Here is a 19,080-nt window from a genome sequence, read left to right as displayed (position 1 = left end):
GTTGTCGATTCTGAATGCATGCCGGGGCGATGTGCCGTGCGGCATCAGGAAGTAAAGACGGCCTTTAACTGCGCGGTAAGGTTCTCAGCGGAGAAATAGGCTTCGATTTTTTGCTCGTTGTCATGCTTTTCCGCCGCGCTCAGGCTGCGTAGCGAAAACGTTTGAAGATCCAATACCTGGATATCCTTTTCTTGAAAGAAGTCCCACTGCGTGGTGCCTGGATTCAAAAACACCGTTTTTTTCAGCCCTAGCAGGGAAATGGTGTTACCCATCGCCTGTTGGCGATGATGGTTGAACACCGCGATATCCACTTTCCCCAGCAGCGTCAGGTAATGCTGGAAAGGCATAAAGTCGGTTAATGGTACAAATTTCTCACCAAAGCGCCGCGTGCCTTCGGCCACTACTTCTGCCGCATAGCGTTTATTACCGTAGGAAAGCGGTACGACGAGCTCAATATTCTCGTTTTTGTACGTTTCCAATATATCAAACGCGGAAAAATGATTATTAGTTGGATCGGCAGAGTTACCCAGCAGAATGGTGGTTTTACCGTCCTCGCCCGCCGCACGTTCATCGATGACGTTTTTCTTGTATACGTTGCTGGTATACAGCAGGCACTCATGCCACTGGCCGGCGCAGCCGTACCACTTTTTAGCCAACTCGTAATCGCCCTTGATGTAAGTGACAAAGTTGCCTATACGCTTAATGGCCAAGCGGCGGAGAAGCTCTGTCAGGCGCCATTTGAAGTTACGCTTGCCGATTTGGTATTGGTAAAGGTCACCACCCCATATGAACCAATAGCATTTTTTTAATACCCAGGGGGTCAACAGTAGCAACAGCGCCATCTTGATGCCGTGGAAGCTGTGCAGAATCACCCGATCGTGACGTTGAATGGCCTTCATCAACTTCAACGTCGGCTTGACGTTACCAAACAGATCCGCCCCGAGATAGTGAACGTTGTCCGCCGGCGGCAAAGCGAAACGCACCTTATCGCCATAGACCCAAAACGTGTGTTCATAGGGATCGAATTTCTCATTCACAAATTCAATGAATGAAGGAATAAATTTATCCAGAGGACAAATATGTACAGTGCTCATATCCGCTCTATATTCAGGTTCGTCCAGTGCCCCGCCGCGCTCCGGGTGTTCAAAGCACGGCGAGCCGGGGTTATTTTTCCGCGATCAGCTGCGACAGATACTGGCCATACAGCGTTTTGCCGAGCAGCTTGGCTTCGGTGGCCAGTTGCTCGCGCGTCAACCAGCCTTTTCGGTAGGCGATCTCTTCCAGACAAGCGACCTTGAAGCCCTGACGCTTCTCAATAGTGTGTATAAACTGAGAGGCCTCGATCAAACTGTCGTGCGTGCCGGTGTCCAGCCAGGCGAAACCGCGCCCCAGCAGCTCGACGTTCAGCGTGCCGCGCTCCAGATACATCTGGTTGAGCGTGGTGATTTCCAGCTCACCGCGCGCCGACGGCTTCACCTGCTTGGCCATCTCAACCACGTGATGGTCATAGAAATAAAGCCCGGTGACCGCCCAGTTGGACTTCGGCACGGCCGGTTTTTCTTCCAGCGACAACGCGCGGAAGTTATCGTCGAACTCCACCACGCCGAAACGTTCAGGGTCCATCACCTGATAGCCGAAAACCGTCGCCCCTTCGCTGCGCTTCACCACCGACTCCAGCTTATTGCCGAAGCCCTGGCCGAAGTGAATGTTGTCGCCAAGCACCAGCGCGCAGCTGTCACCACCGATGAACGCTTCGCCAATGAGGAAGGCCTGCGCCAGGCCGTCCGGGCTCGGCTGAATTTCATAACTCAGATTGATGCCGAAACGGCTGCCGTCGCCCAGCAAGCGCTTGAAGGAGGGCATATCTTCCGGAGTGGAGATGATCAGGATATCCCGAATACCCGCCAACATCAGCACCGAGATCGGGTAATAGACCATCGGCTTATCGTAAATCGGCAGCAACTGCTTGGAAACGCCACGCGTGATGGGATAGAGACGCGTGCCGGAACCGCCCGCTAAAACAATGCCTTTCATTCTTCTTCCTTAAAACTCGATTAACGGGTCAAACCCAGACGCTCGCCGGCATAGGAGCCGTCTTTCACCCGGCTCCACCAGGCTTCGTTCGCTAGATACCATTCCACGGTTTTGCGAATGCCGCTTTCAAAGGTCTCTTGCGGCTTCCACCCCAACTCCGCATCGATCTTGGCGGCGTCGATCGCATAGCGCATATCGTGGCCCGGACGGTCGGTCACAAAGGTGATGAGATCCGCATAATGCGCGATATCACCCGGTTTGTGCGGCACCAGCTCATCCAGCAGTGCACAAATCGTTTGCACCACTTCGATATTTTTGCGCTCGTTGTGACCACCGATATTATAGGTTTCACCCACCGCACCTTCGGTGACCACCTTATACAGCGCCCGCGCGTGATCTTCTACATATAACCAATCGCGCACCTGCGCACCGTTGCCGTATACCGGCAGCGACTTGCCTTCCAGCGCGTTCAGGATCGTCAGCGGGATCAGCTTTTCCGGGAAATGGTAAGGGCCATAGTTGTTCGAACAATTGGTGACAATGGTCGGTAAACCGTAGGTGCGCAACCAGGCGCGCACCAGGTGATCGCTGGCCGCTTTGGAGGCGGAATATGGGCTGCTTGGCGCATAAGGCGTTGTTTCGGTAAACAGATCGTCGGTGCCGTGCAGATCGCCGTACACCTCGTCGGTGGAGATGTGATGGAAACGGAACGCCTGCTTGCGCTCGGCGTCCAAGGCGTGCCAATACTGGCGAGCCGCCTCCAGTAAGGTGTAGGTGCCGACGATGTTGGTTTCGATAAAGGCGGCCGGGCCGTCAATAGAACGATCGACGTGACTTTCGGCGGCCAGGTGCATCACCGCATCGGGCTGGAAGGCGACGAACACGCGATCCAACGCCTGACGGTCGCAAATATCGACCTGCTCGAAGGAGTAACGATCGCTATCGGCGATCGGCGCCAGGGATTCGAGGTTACCGGCATAGGTCAGGCTATCCAGCACCAAAATGTGATCAGCGGTATCATTGATAATATGGCGGGCAACGGCCGAGCCAATAAACCCGGCACCGCCGGTAACGATAATTTTCATAGAATCCTCTAAAATACGCCGTGGTCATTTCATCGCCACATTGTTTTACATGCGCATAAAACGGCTAAAGGCTTTTTCCTGGGTAAACACCCTGCCGGTAATCGAATAACAACACTCCCGCCACGCCGCCGCGAGCAAGCCCCTAAAACCAACAGAGCTGCATCGCAGCTCTGTTGGTTTTAGGTCGGCACGCAACCGTCGTGTTCGGATATTGTCGCCGGAAACGTCGGATGGCTACGCTACCGCCCTTGGCTCACAGACGCCAATCTCTGGTGGTCGCTCGGGTATTGCCGCCGGACGGCGACATGCTCAGGCCATTCATCCGCAGGGCCGCAAGGCTGGCCAGTGAAACCGTTCACCGACGCAACGCCGGAAGCCATGCCGAGACAGAAGAAAGCGCGATGCTTTCAACTGCTAAAGGCGGGTGGGAACGGCCAAACTTTCGGGGGATAACATAACGTATAGCGGCTCGAAAGAGCAGTCTTGGGGCGCTCTTTCAGATTATTACTCAGGGTGGTAAGGGGAAACGGCTGAAACGCCGCCGCGGAAAAGCATGGTGGCAGGATGACATCGCGGCGCCGAGTGACGAGGGCTTAGGCGGCCAGCCTGGACCTTAACCCCCCCGGACGCATTTCCGGGTTCAATCCCGCTCGTACGGCCCCGCCGCCACCGACTCGCGCTCGATCAGGCTGGCCGGGAAACTGGGGCGCTTGCTGAGTTCACCGCCGTCCAGCATCGACAGCAGGCGGTTGATGGTCTCCTGGATCATCTCGGTGACCGGCATCTTCATGCTCGACAGCGACGGCACGGTATAGGGCGCCAGCGGGATGTCGTCGAAGCCGATGACCGATACCGCCTCCGGCACCGCCACGCCGCGCTCTGTCAGCCGCTTCATCGCGCCGATGGCCATTTCGTCGTTGCCGGCGACGATGGCGCTGAACGGTTGCCCGCCGGCCAGCAGCGCATCGACCGCCGCCACGCCGCTTTGCGCGTGCCATTTCCCCTCGACGATCAACGCCTCGTTAACCGCGATGCCCTGCTGCGCCAGCGCGGATTTGTAGCCGGAAAGCCGCTCCAACCCGGTGGGGGAATCGAGCGAGCCGGTGATAAAGGCGATGTCGCGATGGCCGCGCGCGATCAGGTGCGCCACCGCCGCCGCGCCGGCGGCGTGCTGATCGCTGAAGATGCAGTAGCTGTCGTTCAGCCGCAGCCGCCGGTTGATCACCAGAATCGGCTGGCGGTGTTGGGAGACGATCTCGTCCATTTCCGCGATCGACAGAAAACGCGGATAGATGATCACCCCGTCGCAGCGCAGATCCAGCAAAAACTGAATGGCGGCCCGCTCCTCTTCGGCGGTGTGCTTGCCGTCCGCCAGGATCAGTTGACGGCCGTTCGCCTCCATGATGCGCGCCGACTGCGCCATCAGTTCGCTGAAATAGTTGCCGCTGTAGAGGGTATTGGTGACCACCAGGCCGAGGGTTTGGGTGGTGTTGGTCGCCAGACTGCGCGCCAGCAGGTTGGGCCGATAGCCGGTTTCCGCGATGGCTTTATCCACCAACGCGCGTTTCTCCTCGCTGACATAGCCGCTGCCGGACAAAACGCGCGACACCGTCGCCTTTGAAACGCCGGCCTTTTTCGCCACCTCGAGTATCGTTGCCATCTGTGCGCCGCCAAAATCCATGGGTTCAGCGCAGTCTACCCAAGACGCCCGGCGTTTGGAACGCTTTCGCGCCCCTGCGCGTCGGCACTCACTTATCCCTGACGATCCAGATCACGAAAACGAAACGCCAAAAACCATAGTTCTTGCCAACAACAAAACACCAATACATGATTTTGTGAAACCGGTTTCTTATGGGCGTTTCATACGAATGGAACGACGGATCGCCCAGGCAGTAAATATTCGCCTTTGGGCTATCCGAATTGCTATCTGAGAGACGACACGCCATGCCGAAGAACTACGCAGAGATCTCGCACGCCATCGTGGCCGCCCTGGGCGGCACGGGCAATATCGAGGCCGTGACCCACTGCATGACCCGCCTGAGATTCGTGGTGAAAGACAAAGCGCGGATCGACACCCCGGCGCTGAAGGCCATCGACGGCGTGCTGGGCGTGGTGCACAGCGGCGAGCAGTGCCAGGTGATCATCGGCAACGAGGTGGCCAAGGCCTATCAGGCGGTGCTGGCGCTCGGCATGCCGGGCGCGGCGGCCCCCGCCCCCCCGGTGAAACGCCAGCTCACCCTGAAGGGCATCGGCGCCGGCATTCTCGACGCGCTGGTGGGCACCATGTCGCCCCTGATCCCCGCCATCATCGGCGGCTCGATGGTGAAGCTGCTGGCGATGATCCTGGATATGGCCGGGGTATTCGAGAAAGGCTCCTCGACCCTCGTCATCCTCAACGTGATCGGCGACGGCGCGTTCTTCTTCCTGCCGGTGATGGTCGCCGCCTCGGCGGCGCTGAAGTTCAAAACCAACATGTCATTGGCGATCGCCATCGCCGGGGTGCTGGTGCATCCCAACTTTATCGATCTGATGGCCAAGGCGGCGCAGGGCCAGGCGGTGGAATTCGCCTTCATCCCGGTGACGGCGGTGAAATACACCTACACGGTGATCCCGGCGCTGGTGATGACCTGGATCCTGTCGCACATCGAACGCGGAGTGGATCGCATCACCCCGGCGGTGACCAAGAACTTCCTCAAGCCGATGCTGATCGTGCTGATCGCCGCGCCGATCGCCATTCTGCTTATCGGGCCGCTCGGCATCTGGATCGGCAGCGGCATCTCTGCGCTGGTCTACACCGTGCACGGCTACCTGGGCTGGCTCTCCGTGGCCATTATGGGGGCGATTTGGCCGCTGCTGGTGATCACCGGCATGCACCGGGTATTCACCCCGACCATCATCCAGACCATCGCCGAGACCGGCAAAGAGGGCATGGTGATGCCTTCGGAGATCGGCGCCAACCTGTCGCTGGGCGGCGCTTCGCTGGCGGTGGCGCTGAAAACCAAGAACCGCGAACTGCGCCAGACCGCGCTAGCCGCCGCGGCCTCCGCCATCGTGGCGGGGATTTCCGAACCGGCGCTGTACGGCGTGGCGGTGCGCCTGAAGCGGCCGCTGGTCGCCAGCTTGATCAGCGGCTTCGTCTGCGGCGCGGTCGCCGGCATCGGCGGGTTGGCCAGCCATTCGATGGCCTCGCCCGGGCTGTTCACCAGCGTGCAGTTCTTCGATCCGGCCAACCCGATGAGCATCGTGTGGGTGGTGGCGGTGATGGCGCTCTCGGTGGTGCTGTCGTTCGCGCTCACGCTGATGCTGGGCTTCGAGGATCTGCCGGAAAACGCCGCCGCGCCCGGCCAAATCGCACCGGCGGCGAACGCCGCCAGCGCAACGCATTGAGACACCAGAGGATTGCATGTCTGACTCAACATTCCCTAAAGGATTTTTATGGGGCGGCGCTTTGGCCGCCAACCAGGCGGAAGGCGGCTATCGCGAGGGCGGCAAAGGGCTGACCACCGTCGATATGATCCCGCACGGCGCCAACCGCATGGCGGTCAAACTCGGGCTGGAGAAGCGCTTTAGCCTGCGCGACGACGAGTTTTACCCCAGCCACGACGCCATCGATTTCTACCATCGCTACCGCAACGACATCGCGCTGATGGCGGAGATGGGCTTTACCGTGTTCCGCACCTCCATCGCCTGGAGCCGCATCTACCCCAACGGCGACGAGCTGGCGCCCAACCCCGAGGGCATCGCCTTCTACCGCAGCCTGTTCGAAGAGTGCCGCCAATACGGCATCGAGCCGCTGGTCACCCTGTGCCACTTCGACGTGCCGATGCACCTGGTGACCGAATACGGCTCCTGGCGCAGCCGCAAGATGGTGGAGTTTTTCACCCGCTACGCCCGCACCTGCTTCGAAGCCTTCGACGGACTGGTTAAATACTGGCTGACCTTCAACGAGATCAACATCCTGCTGCACAGCCCGTTCTCCGGCGCCGGGCTGGTGTTTGAAACGGACGAAAACCCCGAACAGGTGAAATACCAGGCCGCGCACCACGAACTGGTGGCCAGCGCGCTGGCGACGCGCATCGCCCACGAAGTGAACCCCGCCAACCAGGTGGGCTGCATGCTGGCCGGCGGCAACTTCTACCCGTGGTCCAGCAAGCCGGAAGACGTGTGGGCCGCGCTGGAGAAAGACCGCGAGAACCTGTTCTTTATCGACGTGCAGGCGCGCGGCGCTTATCCCTCCTACGCCGCCCGCGTCTTCCGCGAGAAAGGCGTGAGCATCGCGATGGCGCCGGAAGACGCCGACATCCTGAAGCACACCGTCGACTTCGTCTCCTTTAGCTACTACGCCTCGCGCTGCGCCTCCGCCGATATGAACGACAACAACAGCAGCGCCGCCAACGTGGTGAAATCGCTGGCGAACCCGCACGTTCCGCGCAGCGACTGGGGCTGGGGCATCGATCCGCTGGGGCTGCGCATCACCATGAACATGATGTACGACCGCTACCAAAAGCCGCTGTTCCTGGTGGAAAACGGCCTGGGCGCACACGACGAGTTCAATGCAGCAGGCGAGATAGAAGACGACTACCGCATCAGCTACCTGCGCGAACACATCCGCGCCATGGCCGACGCCATCGCCGACGGCGTGCCGGTGCTGGGTTACACCACCTGGGGCTGCATCGACCTGGTGGCCGCCTCAACCGGCGAAATGAGCAAGCGCTACGGCTTTGTCTACGTCGACCGCGACGACCAGGGCAACGGCACCCTCGCCCGCACCCGCAAGAAATCGTTCTGGTGGTATAAGAAGGTGATCGCCAGCAATGGGGGGGATTTGGGGTAGGTTTGGGCGGTGGGGTTGGGGGGCTTAAATTCGTTTAAGCTGCCCCAGCTTTTGCTCTGCTTTTCGTTGCAACATGGTAAAGAACGCTACCGCTGTAGTACCCCAGCTCTCCGGCATAAATTCATCTGAAAAATGCTCCGCCATACCTTCGTTTATACGCCCTGCATAAGTAGCCTGAAACTCTTTAGTCTCCTCGAGGATATCGCGGATGACTTGAGTGCCGTTTTGCTCCAGGAAGCCGTCAATCACACCTTCGGCCGTTTCGGCATCAGTAAACAGATCATAATCCTGACCGAAGTAGATACTGAATAAGCTACTGAGCTCGCTGAAGTGATTGCGAATCACGATAGTGCTCAAAGCGCTTTAACCGCAGCGTTTCTGGCCTGTTGCAGGAATGCGGGAACGGTGGTTCCCCATAGCTCCGGGCTGAAGGTAAAGCCGAAACGTTGGTTGAATAAGGACTCCACATTATCCTGCGCCAATAACGCATCTATCTCCTCGATCAAAGCCTCGCGCTGCTGATGAGTCGCCAGACGAATGTACTCTGCTATCAGCGCAGTAATATCGCCCTCTGCATTTATCAAGTCATAATCTTGACCAAAATAAACAACGATCAGGTTATCAAGTTCGCTGGTTTTCATCGGCTTATCTCGCAGGGAAAGCGCTAAGGATAAAGTAAGGTTTGCCATTATAGCGGGTAAACTCAATCACGACGCCAACCCGATGACATTGATAAACGTCAGTGTTGCCGCGCAATACGCCGTAACCTACTGACTCTGAAAAATTATGATACACGCTCAAACGGCTGCCGGGAGATGCGTACTTTACCCAATTCATAATATCTGCACGGTTCGCCTTTAGCGTGACAGATACATACTTTTCGGCCTCCTTTACCGATCTGAAGGTGCTTGCTGCGATCAGTTTCGGGCGCCTGGCTAGCCTGGCAATAAGCGCTTCCGGAGCTATGTTTATATGCCGAGCCAATGTGTGCCCGCCCGGATATTTACCGCTAACGGACTCATGCTCAACCAGCTTTACCCGCCCCATGCGCACGGATGCGACTCTGGCAGCGCCAACCGCTCCGGCAAAGACTAAAGGCACGGCAATATCGACCGTTAAACCGACGTTATAGGCCGTTTCCCGATCGGCACCTAATGTTTGCGCCAATAAAACGGCAGACTGATAAGTATCGGTAGTTGTTGGATGCCCGGTAATCATCTGATTGGAAGCGGCTTTGATGCTGTCCAGGCTATGCGTTCCCACCACCACACACCCGACTTTGGTGATAAACGTCGGATCCGGCGCATAGCACAACACCCCCGCCCCCATCAGCTCAACGACACCACCGGCAAGCCCCAAACCGCCAAGCAGACGGTTACTGAACGTTTCACCTTCAGTGACGCTTTCATCAGACAGTACCGCCGCAAGCTGCACTGGCGACAAGGCAATACGCAACTCATCTTCATTCGCCATGTTCGTTCATCCGTGAATTAGCAAAGCCGTATGATTAGCATAAGCTCTAGAAAGGATAAATACTGGAACGGTTAACACTTCGTAGCGCGAATAGAGGATTACTGAGCATAACATTCATTTAGAGAATGGAATGTCATGAATTATATTCACTATATATAGACAACATTACAAATATAAAAGAGCACCATAAATAACTGCGATCTGTATTCCAATGCTGAAAGCAAACAAACTGTAATTCCATACAGCTTATTTTTTACTTTTACTGATAACGCTATAGTTTTTCTGCTGCGGAAAAATCCGCAGCCGGAGTTAGCGTTCCGAACACTTACACAAGGCAGCATTATGTATATAATGTTGGGGCTTTAAACATCCAGAATTATGGTGGCCCAAGTGGGGGCTTCGCAAGAAGCGCCGGTTTCCTTCGTGTCCGGTAACGCTAACTCCGCTTGGGCTACCACCATGGGTTTAGCGTCTCATGTGGTAGTACACATACTACACACTAAGGATAAAGACACATGGAAAATGTCATTACCACCGAGTTCACCACAAGTACCCTCACCCTTTATCGCCAACTGTTTAACCACCTCGATCTCAGCGCTTTTAACCCTTCAGAACTCTTAGACCTGGCCGCCCTCTCTGCCGAGCAGGCTGAAGGGCTGTGCCACGGGCTGATGCTGTTCGGCCATTTACTACAAAAGCACCCACAACTGGACGCTGAAGGCTGGGAAAAGCTGAATCGCTACCTCAACGCTACAGCGCATCTGGTTCCTGCGTTGTGTAACCTTTATGGGCGGGCGTTGCGGGAGATGGAAGCCTGCGGCTAACGTAAATGGCAATCAGGGCGATGCTCATCGCCCTTCCCACCCACGATTTCCAATAGATCTGACTGACATATCACAACAAAAGCATTCATCAAGGTAGGCATTTCCTCCCCTACCTGGCATAGTTAACGCATTCGGTAAATCGATGAGTTAACTGCTGGGTATTGATGCATACTGCTCTCGTCAGCAAGCACATTGCCCAGAGCCTACTCGGTAATATGAGGGAGTGGTTTTGGCAACTGCAATAGAGGCGTTATCTTCAAAAGAATCCGTTTTAAAAGCCATCGAAGAATATAAAAAACTTGGCCGAGATGAATTCTTAAAACAACATGAAATAAAACGATTTAAAAAATACACCCTTCATTATAATGGCGAGAAGTACGACATCCGAGGCATTGCCGCTAGAGCATACAGTGAGCAGCATGGCTATCCGTTTAAGGGAATCAACGCCGATAGCGGAACAGAAAAAGCCATCCAATTTCTCAAAGAGCTCGGTTTTGAGATCGTCGAAACGCCACATCCTTTTGACTATTTAACCGAAGGCAAACTATACACACGCAAAGCGCTTATCGAGCTCTACGGCGGGCAGTTGCAAGGCGGTATCTGGACCCCGCGGGAATTCCCGGTAATCTTTATCTTCACCGGAGAAAGCGGCGAAACCTACGGCTACAAAGATGGATGGACAGCCGAAGGCAGCTTCTCTTATACGGGGGAAGGCCAAAAAGGCGATATGGAATTTATTCGAGGTAATAAATCCATCCGCGACCATAAAAAAGATGGCAAAGACATCTTCCTGTTCGAAGACAACAAGAAAGAAAAAGGCGTTCGCTATCTTGGCATGTTCGAGTGTGATTCTTGGGATCATATTCAGTGCTTAGACTTAGAAAATAACATGCGCCAAGGCATTACCTTTAACCTGTTCAAAGTCTCGTCACTGCACGCGGTTGAAGAAGATGCAGACACCGATGAAGCCGATACGCAGACAGAAACGCTCGAACAGTTACGCAAGAAGGCACTGCAGTCCTCAAAGCAATCGGGCCAGCGCCAACAGAGCGACAGCAAAAAATCCTGGTTCAAACGCAGCGAAGACGTAAAAAATACGTGCTCAAGCGCGCCAATGGCATCTGCGAAGCCTGCGACCAGCCGGCACCGTTCAAGAAAAGGAACGGCGAGCCCTACCTCGAACCTCACCACACCAAACGCTTAGCCGACGAAGGCCCCGATCACCCGCAGTGGGTGGGCGCCATCTGCCCGACTTGCCATCGGCGGATTCACAGCGGGGTGGATGGGAAAGAGGTGAACAAGCAGCTGATGGTGAAGTTGGAGATGAAAGAGGCCGCTATCGGTTAAAAGTTGCCGACAACAGCGTGCTACCTGTCAACTTCAAAACCGGGTTTGTGCAGTATCATAGGAATAATAAAGAATAACAGGGAACCTCAGCATGTCAGTACCTACCTACGACCAATTCATCGAGCCAGTGCTTCGCTTTTTGGCAACCAAGCCCGAAGGCGCACTTGCTAGAGATGTGCAAGATGCAGCAGCAGACATACTCAACCTAAACGAAGAACAACGGGCAGAGACCATTGCCAGCGGCCAATTGGTTTATAAGAACCGTACCGGCTGGGCTCACGATCGTTTGAAACGTGCTGGGCTCTCGCACAGCTTATCCAGAGGCAAATGGTGCTTAACCGCCAAAGGCATCGACTGGTTAAAGCAGCATCCAAACCCGCTCACTGCAGCAGAAGTCGAGCATCTCGCTTTGGCTTATACCAACGTCAAACTTCAACAAAATAGTGATGCGGTAGATTTGGACCCGGTTACAGAACCCCTTCTCACCGAAGCGATGTTAACAAATAGCCCAGACGATCGCCTGGAACAATCAATCAAAGAGATCCGCGATGCGGTAGCAACGGAACTGCTGGAGAACCTTAGCCAGGTATCCCCAGGCCGCTTCGAAGTTATCGTGCTGGATGTACTGCACCGTTTAGGCTACGGCGGCCACCGCGATGATTTAAAGCGTGTCGGAGGCAGCGGTGATGCGGGGATTGATGGCGTAATTTCTTTAGACAAGCTCGGCTTAGAAAAAGTGTATGTACAAGCCAAACGCTGGCAAAACACCGTAGGCCGCCCTGAGTTGCATGCCTTCTACGGTGCACTTGTGGGACAAAAGGCTAAACGAGGGATATTCATCACGACATCTGGCTTTACCAAACATGCAGTTGCTTACGCGCAATCGGTAGAAGGCATGGTACTTATCGACGGTAACCGACTGGTGTATCTAATGATGGACAACGAGGTGGGTGTTAGTTCGACTTTGGTCAAAGTACCAAAGTTAGATAGTGATTATTTTGATCAGTAGTAAGTGCGTCCAATCTCAAATAAAGAATTGCTTTGGAGACTAATAAAATGATCAGCAGTCATCTATTTGTCTTAGGATGCATCAGCTATGACTCCCTCTCGCTTTGCTGCCAAAAGTAATGTGATATCCTTTCCAGAAATGCTGTTGTATCCACGATATAAGGCGATGATTGATGGAGCAGTCTCTCAATTTTGAAATGTTGCGCAGCCAGTGGCCGGAACTGGCAGAACTCGCGTGTATGGCGGAACGTTACGTTCACACCGACCCGGAAAGCAGTCTGGTTAAGCTACGCAACTACACCGAATTGATGGTGCGTTGGTTATATCGTCAGGAACGGCTACCTGAAGGCATCAAGGCAAATCTGTATGATTTAATGAACGCCGATGTCTTCACCAGCATGATGCCAGAAGCCATCATCATGAAAATGGATGCGCTGCGTATCCACGGCAACCGCGCCGCGCACGGTGGACGTATCAAAGCCAAAGATACCTACTGGCTGCTTAAGGAAGCTTATTTATTAGGGATCTGGCTGTATGTTCGCTACGCCCACGGTAATGTTGATGACTGCCCCAAATTTTCTCTTCCTCCGTTAACGCAATCTTCAGGTCGTGCAGATGATAAACGTCTGGAAGATGCAATCAGGGCTCAAGATGAAAGCCGTGAGCGCGAACTCGCGTTACAACGCGCACTACAGCAAGAGCAGGAAAAGGCCGAACACCTTACTCAGCGCCTGAATGAAGCCAGAGCTCGCAACCAGCATGTTGCCGATATCCTATCTATTGATGAAGCGGAAACCCGCCGTCGCCTGATTGACTCCCGCCTGCTTGCCGCCGACTGGAATGTAGGGGAAGAGCTTAATAATACCGATCAGGTTACGCAGGAACATCCCGTTAAAGAACAACCTACTGCAACCGGTGACGGTTATGCGGATTATGTCTTGTGGGATGAGGCGCATAAACCGCTGGCGGTGGTGGAAGCAAAAAAAACCAGCTTCAATGCCGAGCAAGGACGAATTCAGGCTCGATTGTATGCCGACTGGTTGGAAAAAGAATATGGTCAGCGTCCGGTCATCTTCTACACCAACGGCTACGATATCTGGCTGTGGGACGACCATAAAACTCATGGTTATCCCCCGCGTCGAGTATTTGGTTTCTACAGCAAGGAAAGCCTGCAATATCTTATTCAACAGCGTGAAACCCGTCTGCCACTGAACAGTGTGCCGCATGTAAAAGACAACGAAGGTAAGGCCGTTGCTGGACGTTTGTATCAGCTTGAAACCATTGCCCGCGTCAGCGAACGGTTTACTAACAAGTACCGACAATCGTTAATCGTTCAGGCTACTGGTACAGGCAAAACCCGTGTAGCGATTGCGCTAAGCAAACTGATGATTGATGCTCGCTGGGTAAAACGAGTCCTGTTTCTTTGTGACCGCAAAGAGTTACGTAAACAGGCAGCAAATGCCTTCAATCAGTTCACCAATGAGCCGCTGTATGTGGTCGGGAAATCGAAGAAAGCAGACACGCAGAATGCCAGGATCTACATCGCTACCTATCCTGGCATGATGAAAATCATGGACAATTTCGATGTCGGTTATTTCGATCTGATCATCGCCGATGAATCCCACCGCTCTATCTACAACGTCTACGGCGATCTGTTTAAGTATTTTGATGCCCTCCAGATTGGCCTGACGGCCACGCCGATCGACATGGTGAGTAAAACTACTTTCGGCCTGTTTGGTTGTGAAGGACGTATCCCTACCGCCAACTACAGCCTGGAAGATGCCATCGCCGATAACAATCTGGTTCCCTATGAGGTTGTCACGCATACCACAGAATTCCTGCGCGAAGGCATAAAACGGGAGAGATTAAGCGACGCTCAAATCCGCGAGCTGGAAGAACAGGGTATCGATCCCAATACGCTGGAATTTGACGGCAAGGCGCTTGATGAAGCAATTTATAACAAAGATACTAACCGCTATATTCTGCGTAACCTGATGGAAAATGGCCTGAAAGATCAGGACGGCCAGTTGCCCGGTAAAACCATCATTTTCGCCCGTAACCACAAACACGCGCTGCTGTTGAATGAATTGTTCGACGACATGTACCCGCAGTTTGCTGGACGCTTCTGTCAGGTCATCGACAACTACGATCCTCGCGCCGAGCAACTGATCGACGATTTTAAAGGGCTGGATGAAAGCACTAACAAAGAGCTAACCATCGCTATCTCTGTTGACATGCTCGATACCGGTATTGATGTCCCGGAAATTGTGAATCTGGTCTTTGCCAAGCCGGTCAAATCGAAAGTGAAGTTCTGGCAGATGATTGGCCGTGGTACGCGCCTCTGCGCGGGGCTGTACGGCTACGATGACAACGGCAAACCGCTGGATAAACAAAAATTCCGCATCTTCGATCACTGGGGCAATTTTGAGTATCACGAGCTGCATACCGAAGAAGCCGAAGTCACAGCGACAAAATCGCTGGCGCAAAAACGCTTCGAAGCGTGGGTTAGGCTGGGGGCTGCTGCACAGCGTAAGTTCGACAAACAGGCGGTGGATTTAGTCGCTCACCAGCTCCGCGAGCAGATCAACGCGCTGGATGAAAAGTCGATTGCCGTACAGGAGAAGTGGCAGCAAAAAGCGCAGTACAGCGATGAAAAAGTGCTGCGCCAGCTTTCCCCGAAAACACAGCAGGATCTGCTATCTGTCCTGGCCCCGCTGACGCAGTGGCTGGATGTTCGCGGGCAAAGCGATGCCATGCGCTTTGATATGGATATTCTGGCGGCGCAAACTGCCCGTTATACCAACCCGGAAGAGCTTGATGTGCTCTGGCCGGTCATCATCGAGAAAGTGGAACGTCTGCCGCCGCATCTGACTCAGGTGCAACAGCAAGGACAACGGATTAATCAACTTCGTGATTTAGGCTGGTGGAAGCAAGCCAGCCTGGAAGAACTGGAGGATATCCGCATTCATTTGCGCGGCATCATGCACCTGATGGAAAAAGACGCGACGCCGAAATTTGGTTCGATACAGGTGGATATTACCGAAGATGCGAACCTGATCCAGACGGAGACCCGCAAAACCAATATCCGCTCGATTGATTTCAAACTCTATCGTCAGCAGGTTCAAGGAGCGTTGGAGCCCCTGTTTCAGCAAAATCCGGTACTGAAAAAAATCCGCAACGGCGATCCGGTAACACAAGGTGAACTGGATGAGTTGGCAAAACTGGTACTGATCCAAAACCCCAACGTTGATATCCGAGCGCTAAAAGAGTTCTACCCGCAGGCAACCGCAAGCCTGGATAAACTTTTGCGTACCATTATCGGGATGGACAGCGACGCGGTAGAAGTACGTTTTGCACAGTTCGCCGCTGACAACAGTCTGACTAGCCAGCAACTGCGTTTCCTGTCATTGCTGAAAAACCACATCCGCGATTACGGCACCATTGAAATGCGACAGCTCTTTGAACAGCCGTTTACACACATCCACAACGAAGGTGTTACTGGTGTTTTCCCAGACATAGAGCAGATCGCCCGGTTGCAAAAGATAGTCGAAGAGTTGGGTGTTGTGACCGACGTAGCGACGGTATAATACGCACATGACAAGCCCCGGCAGCGGGGCTTTTGTATTTATAACAGGGTATAGACGTTAACAATGATTACTGGTGACTTAAAAAGTAAAATCGACGGACTATGGGAAGATTTCTGGGTGGGTGGCATCACTAACCCGCTGACCGTAATCGAACAAATCACCTACCTGATGTACTCCAGGATGCTGGATACCCAGGAACAACGGGACGAGAAGCGTAAGCAAATTGCAGGCGTTGATTTTAAACCACGCTTTGCACCTGAGCAGCAGGAGTTCCGGTTCAGCCACTACAGCAACCTTGGCTCGGACGAGATGATGGAAGTAGTGCGCGACGGCGTATTCCAGCATTTCCGTCAGCTTGGACAAGCTGAAGATACGAAAGTGACGCTGCTGGGCAACTTTATGAAAGATGCTCGCCTGGAGATTGTTAAACCGTCACTGCTGACCAAAGCCGTCGAGGTGATCAAAAACCTGCCGCTGGATCGTGGCGACACCAAAGGCGATCTCTACGAATACCTGTTAAGCAAGCTGACTACTGCCGGGATTAACGGTCAGTTCCGCACGCCACGCCACATTATCCGCACAATGGTTGAAATGATGGAGCCAAACCCGGCACGTGGTGAAACGATCTGCGATCCGGCCTGTGGTACAGGCGGTTTTCTGGCGACCAGCTATGAGTACCTGCTGGAAAAATACAGCTCGCTGGAGTCCATTCATACCGAAATTGGCACCAACGAACGCGGCGAATTAGAAGAGCAAAAAATCTTTACCGGCGATCTGCTGACGCCGTGGCGTGACCATGTGGATAACAACATGTTCCACGGTTACGACTTTGATACCACCATGCTGCGTATTGCCGCCATGAACCTGATTATGCACGGAGTGGAAGAGCCGGATATTCACTATCAGGACACCATGAGCCAAAGCTTCAGCACCAATTTCCCTCAGGCCAGTAAAAACGCATTCAACCTGATTCTGGCGAACCCGCCGTTTACTGGTTCACTGGATGAGGAAGATATCGACGCCACGCTGTCGGCGATGGTGAAAACCAAGAAAACTGAGCTGCTGTTCCTGGCGCGCATTCTGCAAATGCTGAAAGTTGGCGGACGCAGTGCCACTATCGTGCCGCAGGGCGTATTGTTTGGTTCCAGTAAGGCGCACCAGTCGCTGCGTAAAACGCTGGTGGAAGATAACCAACTGGAAGCGGTGATCAACCTGCCTTCCGGTGTATTTAAGCCTTACGCTGGCGTGGCAACGGCGATCCTGATCTTTACCAAAGGCGGCCAGACGGATGAGGTCTGGTTCTACGATCTACAAAATGACGGCTACAGCCTTGATGACAAGCGTAACCCGATAAAAGACAACGATCTTCCGCATCTGCTGGCAAGCTGGAAGCAGTACCGTGCATTACGCGGACTACCCGTTGATAACTTCATGGGCGATAAATTTGCTTCGTTGCTGAAGCAGCAGTACCCGGAAGGAATTGATGCTGGCGTTGATTTTAAAGACCGCACTCAGTCGGCGTTTGTGGTGCCGAAAGCAGATATTGCTGCGCAAAAATACGATCTCTCTATCAATCGTTATAAAGAAGTGGTGTATCAGGCGGAGGAGTATGAAGATCCGAAGGTGATACTGAAGCGGCTGAAGGACCTTGAGAAAGAGATTCTGGCGGATTTGGATGACTTGGAGGATATGCTGTGAGTTGGCAGATGATTTCATTAGGAGACCTTGTTGATATAAAAGGTGGCGGTACTCCTGAGAAAAGTAACTCTGAATATTGGAACGGTGAAATCCCATGGGCTTCAGTCAAGGATTTCAAAAAAAATACTATTGACTCTACCATTGATTCAATCACACACCTCGGTCTAAAGAACTCTGCTACGAATATTATCGCTGCTGGTAATATATTAATCCCTACACGAATGGCATTAGGTAAGGTAGCAATCAATACTATTGATGTTGCAATAAATCAAGATATAAAAGCACTTTTAATTAAAGATCATGACGTCATTGATAGAGAATATCTCTTTGGATGGTTACAATCTCAAAGTGGTTTTATTGAGAATGAAGGAAAAGGGGCTACTGTCAAAGGTATTACTCTCCCTTTTCTTCGGGGATTAAAAGTACCTGTTCCACCAATGAAAGAACAAAAACGTATTGCAACCATTCTTGGAAGAGTAAATACAGTAATACGAAAGCGCAAGAAAGTTATTGAACTTATAAATACTCTTATTCGATCTACATTTTCTACAATGTATGGGAATCCTATCAAAAATCCTAAAAAATGGCCTGTCCATCTTATGGGAGATATTATTGAATTTAAAGGTGGAAATCAACCACCTAAAAGTGATTTTATTTTTGAAGCTCAACAGGGTTATATTAGGTTAGTGCAAATTAGAGATTTTAAATCCGATAAATATGCAACTTATATTCCGCAAGAAAAAGCAAAGCGTATTTTCGAAGTTGATGATGTTATGATTGCCCGTTATGGACCACCTGTGTTTCAAATACTTAGAGGTTTATCCGGTAGCTACAATGTAGCTTTAATGAAAGCTTCACCTAAAGAAAATATTAGAAAGGGATTTATATTTTATCTTCTACAACTTCCGGAATATCATGATGTCGTTGTAAAAAACTCTGAAAGAACAGCGGGGCAAACCGGCGTAAACCTTGAACTATTAAACAATTTTAATGTACCTCTTCCTCCTCTATACTATCAAGATGAAATACTTGCTAGATTAGCTAAAATTGAAAAAATTAAAGAAAAAATAGAAATATCATCGAATTATTTAGAAACTCAATTTTTATCACTACAGAAGAGATTAATGGATTTTTAAACCCTTTATATCGAAATGAACATCAATTTATTAGATGAAATGAACATATTTTAG

17 protein-coding genes are annotated in these 19,080 nt (G+C 52.7%); 10 read left to right on the top strand and 7 right to left on the bottom strand.

Annotation, left to right across the window (positions count from 1 at the left end; translation table 11 throughout):
• Positions 1 to 44: 44 nt before the first annotated feature.
• The 4 genes from J0F90_RS02560 to J0F90_RS02545 all read right to left on the bottom strand — a co-directional run bounded on the left by J0F90_RS02560 (position 45) and on the right by J0F90_RS02545 (position 4,779).
• The gene (locus tag J0F90_RS02560; RefSeq protein ID WP_033638843.1) at positions 45 to 1,094 is read right to left on the bottom strand and encodes a TDP-N-acetylfucosamine:lipid II N-acetylfucosaminyltransferase family protein; all 1,050 of its coding nucleotides are present in this window, start codon (positions 1,092 to 1,094) and stop codon (positions 45 to 47) included.
• Between the two features lie 70 nt (positions 1,095 to 1,164).
• Positions 1,165 to 2,034 (bottom strand): glucose-1-phosphate thymidylyltransferase RfbA, encoded by an 870-nt coding sequence (rfbA, locus tag J0F90_RS02555; protein WP_015376482.1) that lies wholly within the window; start codon positions 2,032 to 2,034, stop codon positions 1,165 to 1,167.
• Between the two features lie 20 nt (positions 2,035 to 2,054).
• Entirely contained in the window at positions 2,055 to 3,119 is a 1,065-nt protein-coding gene (gene rffG / locus J0F90_RS02550) for a dTDP-glucose 4,6-dehydratase (protein ID WP_033638845.1), read from the bottom strand.
• A gap of 640 nt (positions 3,120 to 3,759) precedes the next feature.
• A complete protein-coding gene (locus J0F90_RS02545; RefSeq protein ID WP_126186439.1) occupies positions 3,760 to 4,779 on the bottom strand; it encodes a LacI family DNA-binding transcriptional regulator in 1,020 nt (339 codons plus the stop codon).
• 284 nt (positions 4,780 to 5,063) lie between these two features.
• Here J0F90_RS02545 and ascF point away from each other — a divergent pair, with 284 nt between their 5' ends.
• Both ascF and J0F90_RS02535 read left to right on the top strand, forming a co-directional pair.
• A complete protein-coding gene (ascF, locus tag J0F90_RS02540; RefSeq protein WP_033638847.1) occupies positions 5,064 to 6,506 on the top strand; it encodes a PTS cellobiose/arbutin/salicin transporter subunit IIBC in 1,443 nt (480 codons plus the stop codon).
• Between the two features lie 16 nt (positions 6,507 to 6,522).
• A complete protein-coding gene (locus J0F90_RS02535) occupies positions 6,523 to 7,953 on the top strand; it encodes a 6-phospho-beta-glucosidase (RefSeq protein WP_033638848.1) in 1,431 nt (476 codons plus the stop codon).
• A gap of 24 nt (positions 7,954 to 7,977) precedes the next feature.
• On the opposite strand, the gene J0F90_RS02530 is transcribed toward J0F90_RS02535, so the two are convergent.
• The 3 genes from J0F90_RS02530 to J0F90_RS02520 are packed head-to-tail and all read right to left on the bottom strand — an operon-like array spanning position 7,978 to position 9,426.
• The gene (locus J0F90_RS02530; protein ID WP_033638849.1) at positions 7,978 to 8,310 is read right to left on the bottom strand and encodes a contact-dependent growth inhibition system immunity protein; all 333 of its coding nucleotides are present in this window, start codon (positions 8,308 to 8,310) and stop codon (positions 7,978 to 7,980) included.
• A complete protein-coding gene (locus tag J0F90_RS02525; RefSeq protein ID WP_033638850.1) occupies positions 8,307 to 8,594 on the bottom strand; it encodes a contact-dependent growth inhibition system immunity protein in 288 nt (95 codons plus the stop codon). The genes J0F90_RS02530 and J0F90_RS02525 overlap by 4 nt, the downstream gene beginning before the upstream one ends.
• A 4-nt stretch (positions 8,595 to 8,598) precedes the next feature.
• The gene (locus tag J0F90_RS02520) at positions 8,599 to 9,426 is read right to left on the bottom strand and encodes an RNase A-like domain-containing protein (protein WP_033638851.1); all 828 of its coding nucleotides are present in this window, start codon (positions 9,424 to 9,426) and stop codon (positions 8,599 to 8,601) included.
• A 378-nt stretch (positions 9,427 to 9,804) separates the two neighbouring features.
• On the opposite strand from J0F90_RS02520, the gene J0F90_RS02515 reads away from it, so the two are divergent.
• The 8 genes from J0F90_RS02515 (at position 9,805) to J0F90_RS02485 (ending at position 19,026) form a co-directional block, all read left to right on the top strand.
• Positions 9,805 to 10,047 (top strand): ash family protein, encoded by a 243-nt coding sequence (locus tag J0F90_RS02515; protein ID WP_072009633.1) that lies wholly within the window; start codon positions 9,805 to 9,807, stop codon positions 10,045 to 10,047.
• Positions 9,942 to 10,250, top strand: coding sequence for a hypothetical protein (locus tag J0F90_RS02510; protein ID WP_033638852.1), 309 nt, complete (start codon positions 9,942 to 9,944; stop codon positions 10,248 to 10,250). The genes J0F90_RS02515 and J0F90_RS02510 overlap by 106 nt, the downstream gene beginning before the upstream one ends.
• A 229-nt stretch (positions 10,251 to 10,479) precedes the next feature.
• Positions 10,480 to 11,454, top strand: coding sequence for an SRA domain-containing endonuclease (locus tag J0F90_RS02505; protein ID WP_227944649.1), 975 nt, complete (start codon positions 10,480 to 10,482; stop codon positions 11,452 to 11,454).
• Complete coding sequence (locus tag J0F90_RS24655; RefSeq protein WP_227944648.1) at positions 11,349 to 11,597, top strand: HNH endonuclease signature motif containing protein; 249 nt, start codon at positions 11,349 to 11,351, stop codon at positions 11,595 to 11,597. Before J0F90_RS02505 ends, J0F90_RS24655 begins: the two co-directional genes overlap by 106 nt.
• A gap of 91 nt (positions 11,598 to 11,688) precedes the next feature.
• Positions 11,689 to 12,606: a restriction endonuclease gene (locus J0F90_RS02500; protein WP_033638853.1), complete on the top strand. Its 918-nt coding sequence runs from the start codon at positions 11,689 to 11,691 to the stop codon at positions 12,604 to 12,606.
• 172 nt (positions 12,607 to 12,778) lie between these two features.
• Complete coding sequence (locus tag J0F90_RS02495; RefSeq protein WP_033638854.1) at positions 12,779 to 16,192, top strand: DEAD/DEAH box helicase family protein; 3,414 nt, start codon at positions 12,779 to 12,781, stop codon at positions 16,190 to 16,192.
• Between the two features lie 63 nt (positions 16,193 to 16,255).
• Positions 16,256 to 17,890 carry a type I restriction-modification system subunit M gene (locus J0F90_RS02490; RefSeq protein ID WP_033638856.1) on the top strand — a complete coding sequence of 545 codons (1,635 nt, stop codon included), beginning with the start codon at positions 16,256 to 16,258 and terminating at the stop codon, positions 17,888 to 17,890.
• The gene (locus J0F90_RS02485) at positions 17,887 to 19,026 is read left to right on the top strand and encodes a restriction endonuclease subunit S (RefSeq protein WP_206640390.1); all 1,140 of its coding nucleotides are present in this window, start codon (positions 17,887 to 17,889) and stop codon (positions 19,024 to 19,026) included. Before J0F90_RS02490 ends, J0F90_RS02485 begins: the two co-directional genes overlap by 4 nt.
• Positions 19,027 to 19,080: the final 54 nt, after the last annotated feature.

The sequence above is a fragment of the Serratia marcescens subsp. marcescens ATCC 13880 genome (assembly GCF_017299535.1).
In the GTDB taxonomy this organism is placed as follows: Bacteria; Pseudomonadota; Gammaproteobacteria; order Enterobacterales; family Enterobacteriaceae; genus Serratia; species Serratia marcescens.
Note: the sequence above shows the minus strand (reverse complement) of the source record. Positions and strands in the feature narration are given on the sequence as shown.

Excerpts from the sequence above, each read along its gene's own strand:
- J0F90_RS02510 (WP_033638852.1), top strand. The coding sequence starts at position 9,942 with ATGGAAAATGTCATTACCACCGAGTTCACCACAAGTACCCTCACCCTT.
- ascF (WP_033638847.1), top strand. The coding sequence starts at position 5,064 with ATGCCGAAGAACTACGCAGAGATCTCGCACGCCATCGTGGCCGCCCTG.
- J0F90_RS02535 (WP_033638848.1), top strand. The coding sequence starts at position 6,523 with ATGTCTGACTCAACATTCCCTAAAGGATTTTTATGGGGCGGCGCTTTG.
- J0F90_RS02490 (WP_033638856.1), top strand. The coding sequence starts at position 16,256 with ATGATTACTGGTGACTTAAAAAGTAAAATCGACGGACTATGGGAAGAT.
- J0F90_RS02520 (WP_033638851.1), bottom strand. The coding sequence starts at position 9,426 with ATGGCGAATGAAGATGAGTTGCGTATTGCCTTGTCGCCAGTGCAGCTT.
- J0F90_RS02515 (WP_072009633.1), top strand. The coding sequence starts at position 9,805 with ATGGTGGCCCAAGTGGGGGCTTCGCAAGAAGCGCCGGTTTCCTTCGTG.
- J0F90_RS02500 (WP_033638853.1), top strand. The coding sequence starts at position 11,689 with ATGTCAGTACCTACCTACGACCAATTCATCGAGCCAGTGCTTCGCTTT.
- J0F90_RS02495 (WP_033638854.1), top strand. The coding sequence starts at position 12,779 with ATGGAGCAGTCTCTCAATTTTGAAATGTTGCGCAGCCAGTGGCCGGAA.
- J0F90_RS02560 (WP_033638843.1), bottom strand. The coding sequence starts at position 1,094 with ATGAGCACTGTACATATTTGTCCTCTGGATAAATTTATTCCTTCATTC.
- rffG (WP_033638845.1), bottom strand. The coding sequence starts at position 3,119 with ATGAAAATTATCGTTACCGGCGGTGCCGGGTTTATTGGCTCGGCCGTT.
- rfbA (WP_015376482.1), bottom strand. The coding sequence starts at position 2,034 with ATGAAAGGCATTGTTTTAGCGGGCGGTTCCGGCACGCGTCTCTATCCC.
- J0F90_RS02525 (WP_033638850.1), bottom strand. The coding sequence starts at position 8,594 with ATGAAAACCAGCGAACTTGATAACCTGATCGTTGTTTATTTTGGTCAA.
- J0F90_RS02545 (WP_126186439.1), bottom strand. The coding sequence starts at position 4,779 with ATGGCAACGATACTCGAGGTGGCGAAAAAGGCCGGCGTTTCAAAGGCG.